The following is a 15,598-nucleotide window of genomic DNA, read 5'->3' on the forward strand; positions in this document are numbered from 1 at the left end:
CTGCCGAGGCCCATCATGCGCATGCTGCGTTTCCTGTCCCATCTCGCCGCGAACGCGAAGTTTCGCCTTAAACTGATCGTGTCCTATTGCCTGCTCGTCACGTTCATCATCTTGATTCTCGGTTTTGCCTATCATCAGATCAGCGCGCGCAACATGCTGCGGAACGTCCAGGAGAGTCTGGGCAATATCGTGCTGAACAATAATCAGCTGCTCGACGAGAAGCTGCGCGACATTCATGCCAAGAGCGAGGTATTGCCGATCGATAACGATCTGTACGAGGTCATCGCGAAGGTCGATCCGCACGACAATGAATCCCAGCTCAAGGCCGATCGCCGGATTACCGCGATCTTGTTCCAATATTTCGGCGGTGATGCGGATATCTATTCGTCGTTCATCCTGACGCCCGAATATACGTACGGCAACGCCGAGCGGATGTACGTGCCGCCGGAGGGCTTCTTCCGCTCGGATTTGTACCGCGCATCGATCATCTATCAGGGCGATCTGGTCTGGGTGCCCACGTATTCGTTCGCGGACGCGTTCGGCGAGCACGAGATGACCGGATTCCCCTATGAATACGAGAAGCTGATGTCCGGGGTGAAGGAGCTGAATTTGACGTATATCGACGAGCAGGGCGTCTTTCATTCGCTGCCGCCGGACCGGACAAGACCTGTTCTGATGCTGAGCTTCCGAACGGATTACGTGGAGAAGCTATTCGCCGACTACGTGCACAGAAGCAAGCTGCAGGGACTAACGTACGGCATCATTGATTATTCCGGCTCGGTAGTCGTTGCTTCGGACGCGAAGCTGGCGGGCACTCGTCAGGCCCCAGCCTGGCTGAAGGAAGCGTTCGAGATGAAGCAGGGCAGCTTTCAGAAGGTCATCGACGGGCGCAAGCGACTCATCGCCTTTCACCAAATGGAGAGCACCGGATGGATGTCCTATATCGAAATTCCGGTCGAGGACGCGCTGCAAGGGCTGGAATCGATTCGTTCGTATTCCGTTCTATTCCTGGCCGCGATGCTGCTCGTCTCCGCGCTGCTCGCGTATATGCTGTCGATCTACATTACGAAGCCGATCATCCGCATTAAGAAAGCGATCAAAATGATGGAGCGCGGCAATTTCCGGGTGCGCATCCCCGAGCACGGACGCGACGAGCTCGGCGAGCTGATCCGCATGTTCAATCAGATGAACGGGCAGATTCACGCGCTGATCGAAGAGAATTACGCCTCCAGACTGCGGGAGAAGGAATCCGAGCTGATGGCGCTGAACCTGCAGTTGAATCCCCATTTTCTCTATAACACGTTAACGACGCTGTATTGGATCGCCGTCGAGAACAACCAGCACGAGATGAGCCGGATCATGCTGAATCTGGCCGAGATGCTGCAGACCTCGACGCGCAATAAGAACGAGACTTGGCCGCTTGCGACCGACTTGGACTGGCTGAACAAATACGTCTATATCATGTCGAGCCGGTATGAGAACATGATCGAGACGCGCATGGAAGTCGACGAGACGCTCCTTGGCATGGAGGTGCCCAAGCTATTCCTGCAGCCGTTCGTCGAGAACGCGATCATTCACGGTCTTGCGGAGCGGGAATCGGGCGGCATCATCGTGATCAAAGGCTGGAGCGGACCGGATGCAATCTGCTTCTCCGTCGAAGATAACGGGTGCGGCATCTCGAAGGAACGCCTCGATAAACTGAAATCCGGGGAGGTGCGTTCAACCGGCATGGCGAATGTCGAGAAACGGATCAAGCTGCTCTACGGCCCCCTGTACGGCTTGGATATTCAGTCCGGCAAGGAGGGAGGAACCCGGGTCCTCATCCGGTTAGGCCGGCACCCCGATCCCGGGTCGGCGACGCAAGTCTCTTAATAGGAAAGGGCCAAAGGAGGCGACCCGACCACAATGAAGCGAATAGCGGCACTTCTTGGACTGGGACTTGCGCTGATAACGGCCGGCTGCCGGCAGACGGCGAATATGCCCGAGCCGCATATCGGCTATGCGATCAAGGGGGGCAGTCAAGAACCGGTGACCTTAACCTATGCCTCCTGGGGATCGGTGAACGAGCGCAGGGCGCAGGAAGCCATGGTCCGGAAGTTCATGGATAAGTATCCTTGGATTACGGTGGACTACATGTATGCGCCGGGCGATTACGTCACGAAGCTGACGACGATGTACGCCAGCAATCGCGCGCCGGACGTGTTCATGCTGTATAAGCATACGGCGCTTCAATGGGCGGAGCAGGGCAAGCTGTATAACTTGAATGAATTTCTGGCGACGGATCCCGACATTAACGAAAGCTCGTTGATTCCGAACGCGATAATATCGTGGGACCAAGGGAAGGTAGCCGGCGTGAAGGTGACGGAGGAGGCTTTCGCGCTCTATTACAATGCCGACCTGTTCAAGGAAGCCGGGCTGTCGCCACCGCCCGTGAAGGCCGAGGAAGCTTGGGACTGGGACGAGTTCGTGCAGACGGCGAAGAAGCTGACGATCGATCGCAATGGCCATAATGCGCTCAGTCCCTCGTTCGATCCGAACCACATCGAGCAATTCGGCGTCCGATTCAATACGTGGATGTGGCATTTGTTCGTCGCGTCCAACGAGACGAGCATCATCTCCGCGGACGGAAGCCGTATGAATCTGCAGGATCCGGCGGTCATTGAAGCGGTACAGAAGCTGGCCGACCTGATCTATGTGCACCGTGTGGCGCCATCGCCGCTGCAGGAGAAGAATTTGCCCCAGCCCATGCTCGCCCTGCAGAGCAAGAAGGTCGCGATGGATTTGGACGGCCAGTGGATTCAGCTGGATCTGGGCACCGCTGGCGTCAATTACGGCGTCGGCGTGCTGCCGAAGTTAAAGAAAAGCACGACCGTCCAATTCGGCGAGCCGATCGTCATGTCCGCATCGACGAAGCATCCGCTCGAAGCATGGCTGTTCTTCAAGTGGCTGATCGATGCCGAGCATGCGATCGACATGCATGCCAGCGGGCTTTGGATGCCGCTCTTGAAAGACTATTACACGAAGCCCGAGCTCATCACGAGGTGGGCGGACGAGAAGCCCGGACATCCGGAAGGGTACGAGGATGCGGTCATGCGGCAGACGCTGGAGAACGGCGTTAATTCGTACGACTACTATTTGAAGAACATCGAGAGCATCAACGCCATCCTTCTTCCCGCGCTGGATCTGGTGTTCCTCGGGAAGAAAAGCGTGAAGCAGGCGTTCACCGATGTAGCGGAGGAGATCGATGCCGCGTTTATAGGGACGTATCCATGAGGGGGATGAACAAGGACAACGATAAATTCAAAGATCGACGTAACCGCCCATGCTGCATGGGCGGTTTTTTCATCCAATCATTCTCCCTTAAATCCAATCATTTTCCGAATTGTCGCCCTTTGAAAGCGCTTGCTAAGATGGGGAGGTCAAGCGAAAGCGATCACGATTATCGAGAAAAAGGGGATACCGCCATGAGAAAAGTGTTATCACTGGCCCTAGCCGCAAGTCTCTCCGCAGCTGCCATATCCGGCTGCAGCGGCAATAATGCGAATGCGCCCGAAGGCAATACGGGCACGAATGCGCCGACCGGCAGCAATTCGTCGTCCGGCAAAGTTGTCAAATTAACCGGCCTCATTACGAAGCATCCGCTGACGCAGGAGCTGGCGAAGATGGAATGGCTGCAGCAGGCAGAGGAGCGCGCGGGCGTCGATATCCAGTGGCAGGAGGTGACGGCGGATTGGGATCAGAAGAAGGGCGCGCTGCTCGCCGGCGGCGACGTGCCGGATCTGATCATCGGTCCGAACGCGATCACGGATGCCGATTTCGCGCAATTCCCGGGTTTGTTCCAGGATTTGAGCGAGCTGGTCGCAAGCGATGGCCCGAATGTGCAGGCGATGTTCAACGACAAGCCGGAGACGAAGGTGATCGCCTCGCAGACGGACGGCAAAATCTACGGCTTGCCGAAGTATCAGCGCTTCTGGCCGGCCACAGTATCCAGGCAGTACATCAACCAGACGTGGCTCGACAATCTCGGACTTGCGATGCCGACGAATTGGGATGAGCTGTACGACGTGCTGCTCGCCTTCAAGGAGAAAGACGCGAACGGCGACGGCGATGTGAACGACGAAATTCCGATGGATTTCGCGCCGGTCGGCACGGGCGGCTTCGGCTTCTTCCATCCGACGGTGCTGCTCGGCAGCGAGGGCATCACCCTTACGAACGGCAGCGGGCAAGGCTATTTCCTCGAGGACGGCCAGGTGAAGAACTTCTTTGTCGACGAGCGCTATAAGAATCTGGTCCACTTCTTGAACAAATGCTTCGCGGCCGGGCTCATCAGCAAGGAAGTGTTCACGCAGGATTATACGAAGTTCCAATCCGTGGCGCGCGGCACCGGCGACAAAGCGAAGGTCGGCTTCACGTGGGGCTGGGAGGTGACGGACCGGTTCGGGAATACGCTCGCGCCTCAGTATACGTCGATGGCGCCGCTGAAGTCGTCCGCGAGCTCGACGGCCCAAGTATCGTGGGACTACGACTACGATACGCTCAACTACGGCGTGAACATGGTCACGATGTCCGCCAAGACGAAGGACAAGGCGGCCGCAATGCGCTTCATCAACGAGCTGTACGATCCGAAGGTCAGCATGCAGGTGTTGTTCGGCTCGCTGGGGACGAACATCAAGGACAACGGCGACGGCAGCTACGCCGTGCTGCCGCCTGCGGACGCCGCCATGGACCCGGGCACGTGGAAATGGACCTCCACCTGGGCGGACAACGGGCCGATGTATATCGCGGACAGCCTGAACCTGACGCTCGGCACGGATATGCAGTCGGTCGGCAAGCAGACCGAGCCGATCATGCCGACGATCGAGGCAATCGACAAGGAGAACGACGTGCTGCCGAGCATGTTCATCAAGTACAGCGCCGCGGATAACAGCATGATGAGCTTGAACAATACGAACCTGATGAACCTGGCCATGGCCAAATTCTCGCAATGGGTGACGAAGGGCGGCATCGACAAGGAGTGGGACGGCTACGTGAAGAACGCGACCAAGACCGGACTCCCGCAAAATCTCGAGATCATGCAGAAATACTACGAGGATTATAAGGCTAGCCAGAAATAAGCGAACACGTCGATTTCGAAGGATTAGGGATGCTTGCTTCCGCTTCGCCGCAGAGGGGCATCCCCCTTCACGAGGGAGTGATCGAATGTCTATCCGTTCCGCTCAGGGAGCCGGCCATAAGTCCGAGCTAGCCCTTGCGCGCAATAAGCCCGAGTCGAGACTCGTGCGCAAACAGACGGTATTCAACACGTTCCGGCGGGACTACCAACTTTGGGTGATGGTGCTGCCGGCCGTTATCGTCATTGCGTTATTCAATTACGTGCCGATGTACGGGATTCAGCTGGCGTTCCGCGATTACGATTTCGCCAAGGGACTGACCGGCGGGGAATGGCGCGGCTTGTACTACTTTAAGCAATTTATCGACAGCTATCTGTTCGTCGACATCATGAAGAATACGATCACAATCAGCCTGGCGACCATCCTGATCGGATTTCCGGCCCCGATCATACTCGCGCTCATTCTGAATCAGCTGCGCTGGAAGCGGGCGAAGAAGGTGCTCCAGACGACGGTCTACCTGCCGCATTTCATCTCCATCGTCGTCATGGTCGGCCTGCTCAACGTACTCCTGTCGCCGAACACCGGCATCGTCGGCTATCTCATGGCGTCGCTGGGCTTCGGGGATATGAATCTGCTGGCCGACGTGAATACGTTCGTGCCCGTCTATGTCATCTCCGATATTTGGCAGCACTGCGGCTGGAACAGCATTATTTATTTGGCCGCCTTGTCCAGCGTCGACCCGCAGCTGTACGATTCGTCCAAGATCGACGGGGCGAGCCGCTGGCAGACGATCAAGCATATCGATTTGCCCGCGCTCGTACCGACGATCATCATCCTGTTCATTCTGACGATGGGCAATGTGCTCGGGACCGGCTTCGAGAAAATTTTCCTCATGCAAAATACATTGAACTTGCCAGTATCCGAGGTAATCGCCACCTATGTGTACAAAATCGGGATCATCTCGAATCAGATCAGCTATTCGTCCGCGATCGGGCTGTTCAACACGGTCATCAACTTTATCTTCCTGTTCGCGACCAACGCGATCTCGAAGAGAGTATCCAATACGAGCCTATGGTAGCGGGGTTTAGGAGGTGAATGCAATGGATGCAATCCGCGCGAAGAGCCGGCCGGCGAATGATCTCCTATTCGACGCCGTCATCGTCCTTTTATGTTTGTTCGCATTTTTGATCGTGGCCTATCCGCTGTATTTCGTCGTCATCGCTTCGGTCAGCGATTCCACCTTGGTCGCGACGGGGAAGGTCACGTTGTTCCCGAGAGGGTTCAGCCTGTTCGGCTACAAGGAAATTCTGAACGATTCCCGGATCTGGACAGGATACGGCAATACGATCCTCTATACGTTCCTGGGCACCTTCGTGAACCTGTTGTTCACGCTGCCGGCGGCGTACGCGCTGTCGCGTCCCGAGTTCAGGGCGAGGAAGTTCATCATGTTCGCGTTCGTCATCACCATGTTCTTCAACGGCGGCTTGATCCCGACGTATCTGCTGATCAAAGGCTTAGGGATGACGAACACGATGTGGGTATTCATCTTCCCGTTCTGCGTCAACGTGTTCAACCTGATCATAACGCGCACGTTCTTCGACAATTCGATTCCGAAGGAGCTGTACGAGGCTGCTTCGATGGACGGCTGCAGCCACTTCCGCTTCTTCTGGAGCGTCGTGCTTCCGTTGTCCAAGGCGGTGATTTCCGTCGTCGGCCTGTATTATTTGGTCGCGCATTGGAATGACTTCTTCACGGCGCTCGTCTATGTGCGGGACAATCATCTGCAGCCGCTGCAAATCGTCCTCCGGGATATCTTGCTCTCGAACCAGGTGTTCTCGAGCGGCGCGGGGACGGGTGGCGCATCCGGCGGATACGCGCAGCGCTATGCGGATCAGATCAAATACGGCGTCATTATCGTGTCGACGCTGCCGATTCTCGTGGTGTACCCGTTCATCCAGAAATATTTCGAAAAAGGCGTGTTGATCGGTTCCGTGAAGGGCTGAATCTCATCGACATCAGCCGCTAAGCCCGCTTCGCTCGGAGAGCGCAATGGACTCGAGAAAAATCTCGAGCCTATTGCGCTTTTTTTTTGGCCTCCGCTAGCATTTGCGAGATTATAGTCTTGTTAATAAGATCAGAAATTAGTTAATATATTCGTATATGCAGGACTGAATGATTCATAGGCGAAGCCAAAGGAGTGCCATGCAGATGGAAGACAAGTACAATTGGGCCGGGAACTACCGCTACGGTTCGTCGGAGCTGCTTGAACCCGAAAGTCTGGAAGAGGTCCGCGACATGGCCGTTCGCGCCAGCCGCATTCGCGCGCTTGGCTCGCGCCATTCGTTCAACGGCATCGCCGATACCGGCGGCAGCCAAATCTCGCTTCGCAAGCTCAACCGGGTCATCGCGCTCGATCGTGAGCGGATGACGGTCACGGTCGAAGGCGGCATTCGGTACGGAGATCTATGCCGTTACCTAGAGGATCAGGGATATGCGCTGCACAACCTGGCGTCGCTTCCGCACATCAGCGTGGCCGGCGCCGTGGCGACGGCTACGCACGGATCGGGCGACCGGAACGGAGGGCTGGCGGAAGCGGTACGCGCCATCGAGCTGGTGAAGACGGACGGCGAGATCGTCGTCCTTACGCGCGGCGCGGATCGCGATTTCGAAGGGGCGGTCGTCGGGCTCGGCGGACTGGGCATCGTGACGAAGTTGACGCTGGACGTGGTGCCCGCGTTTCAAGTGAGCCAGACCGTATACGACCAGCTGCCCTTATCGGCGCTGGATGACCGCATCGAAGACATTTTCTCGGCAGCCTACAGCGTGAGCCTGTTCACGGACTGGACGAGCGCCGCATTCAATCAAGTCTGGGTGAAGCGGAAGGTCGAGGGCGAAGGAGCGGAGGCCGCGGCATCGGCCGATTTCTTCGGCGCTCAGCCGGCTCCGGTCAAGCGCCATCCGGTACCGGGCCAGTCCGCGGTCAATTGCAGCGAGCAGCTGGGCGAGCCGGGGCCATGGCATGAGCGTCTGCCGCATTTCCGCATGGACTTTACGCCGAGCGCCGGCCATGAGCTGCAGAGCGAATATTTCGTGCCGAGGCGGCATGCGCTCGAGGCTCTGCGCGCGCTGGACCGGATCCGCGAGCGAATCGCGCCGCTGCTCTTTATCTCCGAGGTTCGCACGATCGCCGCGGACACCTTCTGGATGAGCCCGTGCTACAAGCAGGACAGCGTTGGCCTGCACTTTACGTGGAAGCCGGATTGGGAGGGCGTGCGCGAGGTACTGCCGCTTATTGAGCGCGAGCTGGCTCCGTTCGGCGCGCGCCCGCATTGGGCGAAGCTGTTCACGATGGAGCCGGAGCGGGTGCAGGCGCAGTACGAGCGTCTGGCGGATTTCCGGCAGCTGCTGGAGCGTTATGATCCGGCCGGGAAGCTGCGTAATGCGTTCATCGATTCGTACATCATGCAGCAATGAGGAGGGAAGTCGCATCGTTGATCGATGTGGCTTTTTTTTATTTCGGGTGAATGTTTGCCTCATCTTGTTCATAGCAACATTTCGATAGATGCTTACGACTAAATAGAAACTCAACGCCATAGTCAAGCCGTTGTCCATATTGGAGCCGCGGCTTGTTTTTGTTCATACATTCGGTTTCATGAGGAGACGACGTGTAATTAAACCCAAACAAAGTACGATTCAATTAACCTAACTATCGATCAAAAGCACCCTCAGGAATCATCTACAATGCAGAGGTTCATCATCAACAACATCCAAATCCAAGTGCCATGAAAGATGAGGGGAGCTTATTGTGAAACTATCCGTCAGATGGAAGACACTCTCGATTGGTGGGAGATATGGGTTAATCTTTAGCATCGCGATGCTCTTGTTCATTATCTCCGTCATCATGACCATTTTGTTTCTCAACAGCACGCATGAATCGATCGAACAAACCAGCAACGAGAATGAAGTTGTCATTAACGTATCCAATCTGATGTCGCTTTATCAAGAAAAGTACTTGTCCATCCCCGAGTATATTTTGGATGCGAACAATGAAAGACTGCTGAGCTACTTGCAATTAAGCGATCGGTTCGTCGATAGCGCCGACTTGTTGAACCAGTATCTGACGACGCCCGAGCAAGTGCAGTTGTTCCATCAGATCATCGAAAACAATCATACGCTGGACGAATATTTTTTCAGTCAGATCGTGCCGAATGTGAAGAATATCAACACCTCCAAATTTCTTGAACTCCAAGAAACGGCTGGTCAATATAAAGAAAGCACGATGAAATTAGTGGATGAACTCAAACAAGCCGCGACGGATTCCAACCGTCGATCGATCGACAAGTCCCAAGACAATATTTTCAATACCATACAAACGCTCGTGATTTCGATTGTCGTTTCGCTGTTTGTCTCAATCGTTCTGATGGTTCAGGTCACTCGTTCCATCCGTATACGTCTGGATCAAGTCATTGTTGCGAGCAATGCCATTGCGAATGGGGATTTAAGCGTCGCGGAACTGGACGATCGCAGCACGAATGAGATTGGCCGCTTGTCCCATTCCGTCAATCACATGAAACGGAGCCTTAGCGAAATGATTGACGAGATTGCCGGTTTATCGAAGCGTGTGGGGAAGGAAGCGACGGATTTAACGACCAACTCCAACCAGACGCAAGAGCAGAGCGAGAAAGTCGCCGTAACCATCGAGCAGATGGCGACGGGCTCCAATCATTTGGCTCAAGAAGCGAATACGATCATGGAGAACCTGAAAGAGTTTTATCAAAAAATTATGGAAGCCAAGTCCAATGGAGATAAACTCGTGCATTTCTCGCTCGAAGTGATGCACGTTTCCGCCGAAGGCAATTCGCACATGCAGGAATCGTTGGGACAAATGAACACGATTAACGAGAACGTGCAACAATCCGTGCTGAAAATAAGCGAGTTGGAGAAGAAAACGCTCGTGATTGCGGACTTCGTCGACGTGATTCGTTCCATCGCCGATCAAACCAATTTATTGGCGCTCAACGCATCGATCGAAGCGGCTCGCGCGGGAGAGAGCGGGCGAGGCTTCGCGGTCGTGGCGAACGAGGTTCGTTCTTTGGCCGAACAGGCGAACGCGTCTTCGGATAGCATCAAGCGAACGGTGGACGAAATCAATGCCGAAATTTCAAAGTTAACCAAGGAGCTGCATGAAAGCTTCCAAGAGGTCCATAAAGGCAAAACGCAAATCGAAACGACCGGACACTATTTCGATAATATCAACGACAAAGTCCGCACGATGTCCAATCGTATCGAAGAAATCTCGACCACAATGACTTTCCTTGAGCAGACAAGCGTGCAGATTAATCATTCCGTCGAGCATATTGCCGCGATATCGGAACAGTCCGCCGCCGGCTCCGAAGAAATTTCCGTCGCCGCAACCGAGCAGAGCCATGCCATTCTTCAGGTATCTACCGGCGCGAAAGAACTTTGGCAGCTAGTCGAGCGAATGAACAAGCTTATTACTCGTTTCCACATTTAAGAGGGGAGATCACATCCATGAGAAGAATACCGGCGATCATTGCTTCTGTTCTCCTTCTAGTCCTGCTGTCGGCTTGCGGCAGCCAAGAACAACAAGCCGAGTCAAACCATCCTAAATATAAGCTTCGGTCAGACCAGGACGCCGTCTATGTCGGTTTTGCGCTGGATACGCTGCAAGAACAACGATGGTATCGCGATAAAGACGCCTTCGAGAACAAGGTCAAGGCGCTTGGCGGCAATGTGAAAACGTTGGCCTCGAACGGCGATCAGGAGGTTCAGCTTCAACAAGTCAACCTGCTGATCAAGGAAGGCGTGGACGTATTGGTTGTCGTGCCCGTCGATGCGGTGGCTTCCGGCGAAATCGTTACGATGGCGCACGCTGCCGGAATTAAAGTCGTTTCCTATGATAGACTCATTCTAAATGCGGATCTCGATTATTACGTATCCTTCGATAATCATAAGGTGGGTCAGCTTCAAGCCCAATATATCGTGGACAAAGTCAAGAGCGGAAATATTGCCTATGTCGGCGGTTCGCCGTCGGATAACAATGCGAAGCTTATACGCGAGGGAAGTCTCGACGTTCTCCAGCCGCTGATCGACAACGGCTCCATCAAGCTCGTATACGACAAGCTCACCGACAGCTGGTCGGGCGATATTGCCGCTCAGCAGATCAAAGCCTACTTCAACCAGGGCGGCGAACGTTTCGACGGGATCGTGACCGGCTATGACGGATTGGCTCGCGGCGCGATCGAAGCCATCGGGGACCAAGCAGGCGCAATCCCGGTGTCCGGGCAGGATGCCGAGCTGGATGCCCTTCAACGCATCATGAAAGGCACCCAAACGATGACGGTATACAAATCGCTCACGTTGATCGGCGAACAAGCGGCGTCGCTTGCCGTGGAGATTGGCAGCGGCCAAACAGCCGAGACGACGACGACGATCGATAATGGGGAGAAGAAAGTGCCGGCAATCCTGTTAGAGCCCGTTGCCGTAACGAAAGACAATATGGAGGAGACCGTCATTAAGGACGGGCATTATACGAGCGAACAGATTCATCAACCCGCCAAACCATAACGCTGCCGAACAGCGTCTGACAGGGCTTTCCCTGTCGGACGCTTTTTTTTGTATGCGGAATGAGCCAGGTACTAAACGGTATCATGCCCAATATTTAATATACAGTTGAAATGTATAGTTCAACTGTATATAATTGAATTATATAGTTCAACTGTATAGCTAAAAGAGAAGAGGGAAGCGCCACATGAAACATCCGCTGCTGCCGCTGTCGGAAACGATGCATTATATTTTGCTCTCGCTTAAGGAGCCGCTTCACGGGTACGCGATCATGCAAACGGTCGAGCAATTAAGCGAAGGGACCGTCAGTCTGGCGGCCGGAACGTTGTACGGGGCCGTGGAGAACTTGAGCAAGCACGGCTGGATCGAGCCGGTACCAGGCGAGACGGGCCGCCGTAAAGTGTACCGGATCACGCAGGAGGGACAACGAATCCTGGACATCGAGCGAAGAAGGATCGAGCATCTGTTATCACTATATGAAACGAGGGATCCGCATGAAAAAGCGTAGATGGTTCATTGATGTGATGAAGGAGGAGAAGTGGCTGAACGATCGCCTGGCCGAAGGGTACGCATGTCGGCGGGTCGGCCGGCTCGGCGGATATACCTTTGAGCCTTCCAGCCGCAAGATGGTGATCCGTCTTGACTATCAGAATCGCATGCATGCGGAGAAGTATGAGGAATATAAGCTAACCTATGCGGATTTCGGATGGACCCTTCTAAAGGGCAACCGTTGGGGGAGCGTGCAGTATTGGCAGAAGCCTGCCGACGGACGCGACGAGATTTTTTCCGATGCCGGATCACTGTCAGCCTTCTATAAACGTCTCACCCAATATGCATTGAGCATGGCGTGCCTCTTTTTCGTATACGCCTTTGTCGTATACAACGGCAATCTGGTTGCCGCGCTATTTGACATCAAAGCGAGCTATCTGACGGAAGGCTTGTGGGAGATGGAGGGTCATTCCTTTTGGCGCGCTTTCCTATTCGAGACCCCTTTCGCGATGCTGCGATTTCTGCCGACCTGGATATTTGTGCTCTGCTTCCTCACGTGCCTTTACAGCTATTATCAATACGAGCAGCAGAAAAAGAAATACGCGTGAAGCGCTTGACCGATTGTTTCATGACTTCACGCGGCGGTTATGGTAAGGGAAACGGGGGAAAATCCCCAGAACGAAGAGGTGAGTGACGATGAATGCAATTCTGATTATCGTTGGTGTCTCTGTGTTCGTGGTTGTGGCCTTCCTTCTATTCCGCACTAGCCGCTGGACGACGGTTCTGACCGCGCCGGGAAACCAGGCAGAGGAATTACAGAATAAACACGCGTATTTGCACGGACGGGGCATTCGGTCCCGGATCCGCGAGCAGGACGGTCAGCCGGTATCCGGCTTTGCCGCCGGTCCGACAAGCCATCATGCGGCCGTGAGTCTGCAGGTCCATAAGGATGATGTCCAGCGCGCCAAGGAAGCGCTGGTGGATTACACGCACGAGCGCCATACCTCGCATTCGCCATTATTATAGAGCAGCAGGAGAAATGCAGTTTTTGTCTAAATAACCGTCGAGGATAAACATAGCGTTGTTAAAGTCGCGCAGCTGCGACTTTTTTTTTCGGAGCATGTTACAAACGTGGTTGTCCACCTCCTGATTGCCCGTAGCAAATAAAGGTTCGATAAGAAAATAGCAAAAGGTTAAATAAATCCTCAACTTGCCCGCTTCCCGCGGTGTACACTTACAAAGATCAATCCGACGCAACTGAAAGAGGCCAGCAAGCGCTGGCCTCATAAGTGCGAATTAAATTTTGAATTTCGTAACGGCGGCCAGCAGCTGCGCGGCGGTTTCCTCCGTACGCTGCATCAGTCCTGCCAGTTGCTCCGACTGAACGCGCATATCCGAAGTCTTCTCGGCAATATTTTGCGTGCCTTCCGCATTCTCGTTGTTGGAGAGCGTGACCTCTTCGATCGACCGAGCCACGTTCTGAATCGAAGCCAGCAGCTGCTCGGCCGTTGCACTGAAGTCCGTGACAAGCGATTGAACCGATCCGGCATCTTTATAATATTGCTCGCCGTTGGCAACCATCGCATTGTAGTCTTGGATGACGGTCTCATCGATGAACGATAGTGCTTTTTCCGAGCTCTTCGTCAGCGCTTGAACGGAAGTCATGACCAAGCTGGCGACGGTCTGGATCTCGTTGGCCGTCTTCGCCGAATTCTCGGCCAGCTTGCGGATCTCGCCCGCGACAACCGCGAAGCCTTTGCCCGCTTCGCCTGCGCGCGCGGCTTCGATGGCGGCGTTGAGGGCAAGCAGATTCGTTTGGCCCGTAATCTGAAGAATGGAATCCGTCAGGACGTGAATTTGCTCCACCGCTTTGGCCTGTACCATTGCGGCTCTCGATTCGCTCTCGATCGAGCCGCGAATGTCGTGCGCCGAATCACGGGAAGCGACCGCCGAATCCTTCAATTGCTGGGCGCGAACCGCAATTTCATCGGCCATCGTAGAACCGTCTTGCGCTTTCACCGCGATGGATGTCACCGCGTCCTTGATTTCGGAGGAGGTGGCATTCATATCATGAGCCATTGCCGCCGTTTCTTGCATGCCGGCCGACATTTGTTCGGTTGTTCCGGATACGTCTTCCACCTGAGAAGCAAGCGAGCTCATGCTGGCGGAGGATTGGCCGATGAAAGTTTTCACGTTCGTCGTTTCGTCAATGACTTGACCGAGAACGGTGCGAATGGAAACCGACATTTTGTCGACCGACTGCGCTAGATGTCCGATCTCATCCTTCCGCTTCAGTATTCTTGCCGGCAGCGCATGCGTGAAGTCCGCCTCGGCCATGACGTTCAAGAACTCCGAAAGACGCTTGATCGGTACCGAGATGAACCCGGCCGTATAAATCGAAATCAACATAACCAGCACGACCGTAAGAAGGATCAGTACGGTGGTCTTATCCAGGCTGGAATGCAGCTCTTCGAACACTTCGCTTTCAGGAACCGTCACCATCACTTTCCATCCTGTAGTGGGGACCGTTGCGAAAGCCGCGATTTTATCTACGCCATCATCCGTCGTGTAAGTTTCGACCCCGATTTCCTGTGCATATACGTCGTCATACGCCTCGATTGCCGACGGGCTGACCGTCTCTTGATAGGTCTTATTCACCTTTTCCGCTTCCGGGTGATGCATGAAGACGCCATTGCTGGAGAGCAGGATTCCGTAACCGGTTTCACCCACTTTGATGTTCTCGAAATTGCTCTTGATCGATTCCGCGGAGACGATGTCCACAATCACGCCTTGGAATTGATTCTGCGCATCGAAGTAAGGGACGGCAATCGTGACCCCGAGCTGCTCGATGCTCCGAATCATGAGCAGGTCGCTTACGGCAGGTTTCTTCGTTTCTTTCGCTAGCTTGAAATACTCGCGGTCCGACACATCCGTGTACTTGCCGGTGCCGTCCGGGATTTTACCGTTCGCGTCCGTCACCAGGGTCATTGCGACCTGCGGATCGGTTGCGACGATCGGCTGAACGGCATTATATTTGCCCATTTCGTCCAGCCCGCTGAAGTCGGGGGTGTTCTGGAGCACCTTCTGAATCATGCTTATTTTCGTATTGAGCCATAGATCCGCGGCATCCGCGTTGCTCTTGGCAATCCCGATCTCTTGATCGTTAATGCTTGTCGTAAGTTGACTCTTAAACTGGCTCATCTGAATGGCCGCAAGCGTGACAAGCGGAAGCAGCGTGAGCGCCAAAATCATCATGGTTAACCGGAAGCGTAAGCTTCTGAGATTTTTCTTCAACCAATATCACTCCTATTAATTATGAATGCCTCTCTCTTAATAGGTTATCGACGTTATTCGACATAATGTTCTGTAGTAAAGAAATCCATAAGCAAGATCGGCAGGGGCATCAAGCCTTT

The 15,598-nt window shown here is 54.4% G+C and carries 12 protein-coding genes; 11 read left to right on the forward strand and 1 reads right to left on the reverse strand.

Going from position 1 to position 15,598, the window contains the following annotated elements; genetic code table 11:
- Nucleotides 1-15 precede the first annotated feature (15 nt).
- The 11 genes from ACFSKT_RS02500 (at nt 16) to ACFSKT_RS02550 (ending at nt 13,211) form a co-directional block, all read left to right on the forward strand.
- The gene (locus ACFSKT_RS02500; RefSeq protein WP_377720225.1) at nt 16-1,872 is read left to right on the forward strand and encodes a sensor histidine kinase; all 1,857 of its coding nucleotides are present in this window, start codon (nt 16-18) and stop codon (nt 1,870-1,872) included.
- 33 nt (nt 1,873-1,905) lie between these two features.
- Nucleotides 1,906-3,273, forward strand: coding sequence for an ABC transporter substrate-binding protein (locus ACFSKT_RS02505; RefSeq protein ID WP_377720226.1), 1,368 nt, complete (start codon nt 1,906-1,908; stop codon nt 3,271-3,273).
- 191 nt (nt 3,274-3,464) lie between these two features.
- Entirely contained in the window at nt 3,465-5,114 is a 1,650-nt protein-coding gene (locus ACFSKT_RS02510; RefSeq protein ID WP_377720227.1) for a type 2 periplasmic-binding domain-containing protein, read from the forward strand.
- Nucleotides 5,115-5,331: 217 nt separating this feature from the next.
- Nucleotides 5,332-6,189, forward strand: coding sequence for an ABC transporter permease (locus ACFSKT_RS02515; protein WP_377720632.1), 858 nt, complete (start codon nt 5,332-5,334; stop codon nt 6,187-6,189).
- Nucleotides 6,190-6,211: 22 nt separating this feature from the next.
- Nucleotides 6,212-7,114 carry a carbohydrate ABC transporter permease gene (locus ACFSKT_RS02520; RefSeq protein ID WP_377720228.1) on the forward strand — a complete coding sequence of 301 codons (903 nt, stop codon included), beginning with the start codon at nt 6,212-6,214 and terminating at the stop codon, nt 7,112-7,114.
- Between the two features lie 205 nt (nt 7,115-7,319).
- A complete protein-coding gene (locus ACFSKT_RS02525; protein WP_377720229.1) occupies nt 7,320-8,585 on the forward strand; it encodes an FAD-binding protein in 1,266 nt (421 codons plus the stop codon).
- Between the two features lie 331 nt (nt 8,586-8,916).
- Nucleotides 8,917-10,626, forward strand: a complete 1,710-nt coding sequence (locus tag ACFSKT_RS02530; RefSeq protein WP_377720230.1) for a methyl-accepting chemotaxis protein — start codon at nt 8,917-8,919, stop codon at nt 10,624-10,626.
- A 17-nt stretch (nt 10,627-10,643) separates the two neighbouring features.
- On the forward strand, nt 10,644-11,699 hold the full coding sequence (locus ACFSKT_RS02535) for a sugar ABC transporter substrate-binding protein (RefSeq protein WP_377720231.1): 1,056 nt from the start codon (nt 10,644-10,646) through the stop codon (nt 11,697-11,699).
- A gap of 184 nt (nt 11,700-11,883) precedes the next feature.
- Nucleotides 11,884-12,204 carry a PadR family transcriptional regulator gene (locus tag ACFSKT_RS02540; protein ID WP_377720232.1) on the forward strand — a complete coding sequence of 107 codons (321 nt, stop codon included), beginning with the start codon at nt 11,884-11,886 and terminating at the stop codon, nt 12,202-12,204.
- Nucleotides 12,191-12,793: a DUF2812 domain-containing protein gene (locus ACFSKT_RS02545; RefSeq protein ID WP_377720233.1), complete on the forward strand. Its 603-nt coding sequence runs from the start codon at nt 12,191-12,193 to the stop codon at nt 12,791-12,793. The genes ACFSKT_RS02540 and ACFSKT_RS02545 overlap by 14 nt, the downstream gene beginning before the upstream one ends.
- A gap of 88 nt (nt 12,794-12,881) precedes the next feature.
- Nucleotides 12,882-13,211 carry a hypothetical protein gene (locus ACFSKT_RS02550; protein ID WP_377720234.1) on the forward strand — a complete coding sequence of 110 codons (330 nt, stop codon included), beginning with the start codon at nt 12,882-12,884 and terminating at the stop codon, nt 13,209-13,211.
- Nucleotides 13,212-13,481: 270 nt separating this feature from the next.
- Here the strand turns inward: ACFSKT_RS02550 and ACFSKT_RS02555 are convergent, their stop codons facing one another.
- Nucleotides 13,482-15,479 (reverse strand): methyl-accepting chemotaxis protein, encoded by a 1,998-nt coding sequence (locus ACFSKT_RS02555; protein WP_377720235.1) that lies wholly within the window; start codon nt 15,477-15,479, stop codon nt 13,482-13,484.
- Nucleotides 15,480-15,598 lie beyond the last annotated feature (119 nt).

This window comes from Paenibacillus xanthanilyticus, assembly GCF_042682185.1.
GTDB lineage: Bacteria > Bacillota > Bacilli > Paenibacillales > Paenibacillaceae > Paenibacillus_Z > Paenibacillus_Z xanthanilyticus.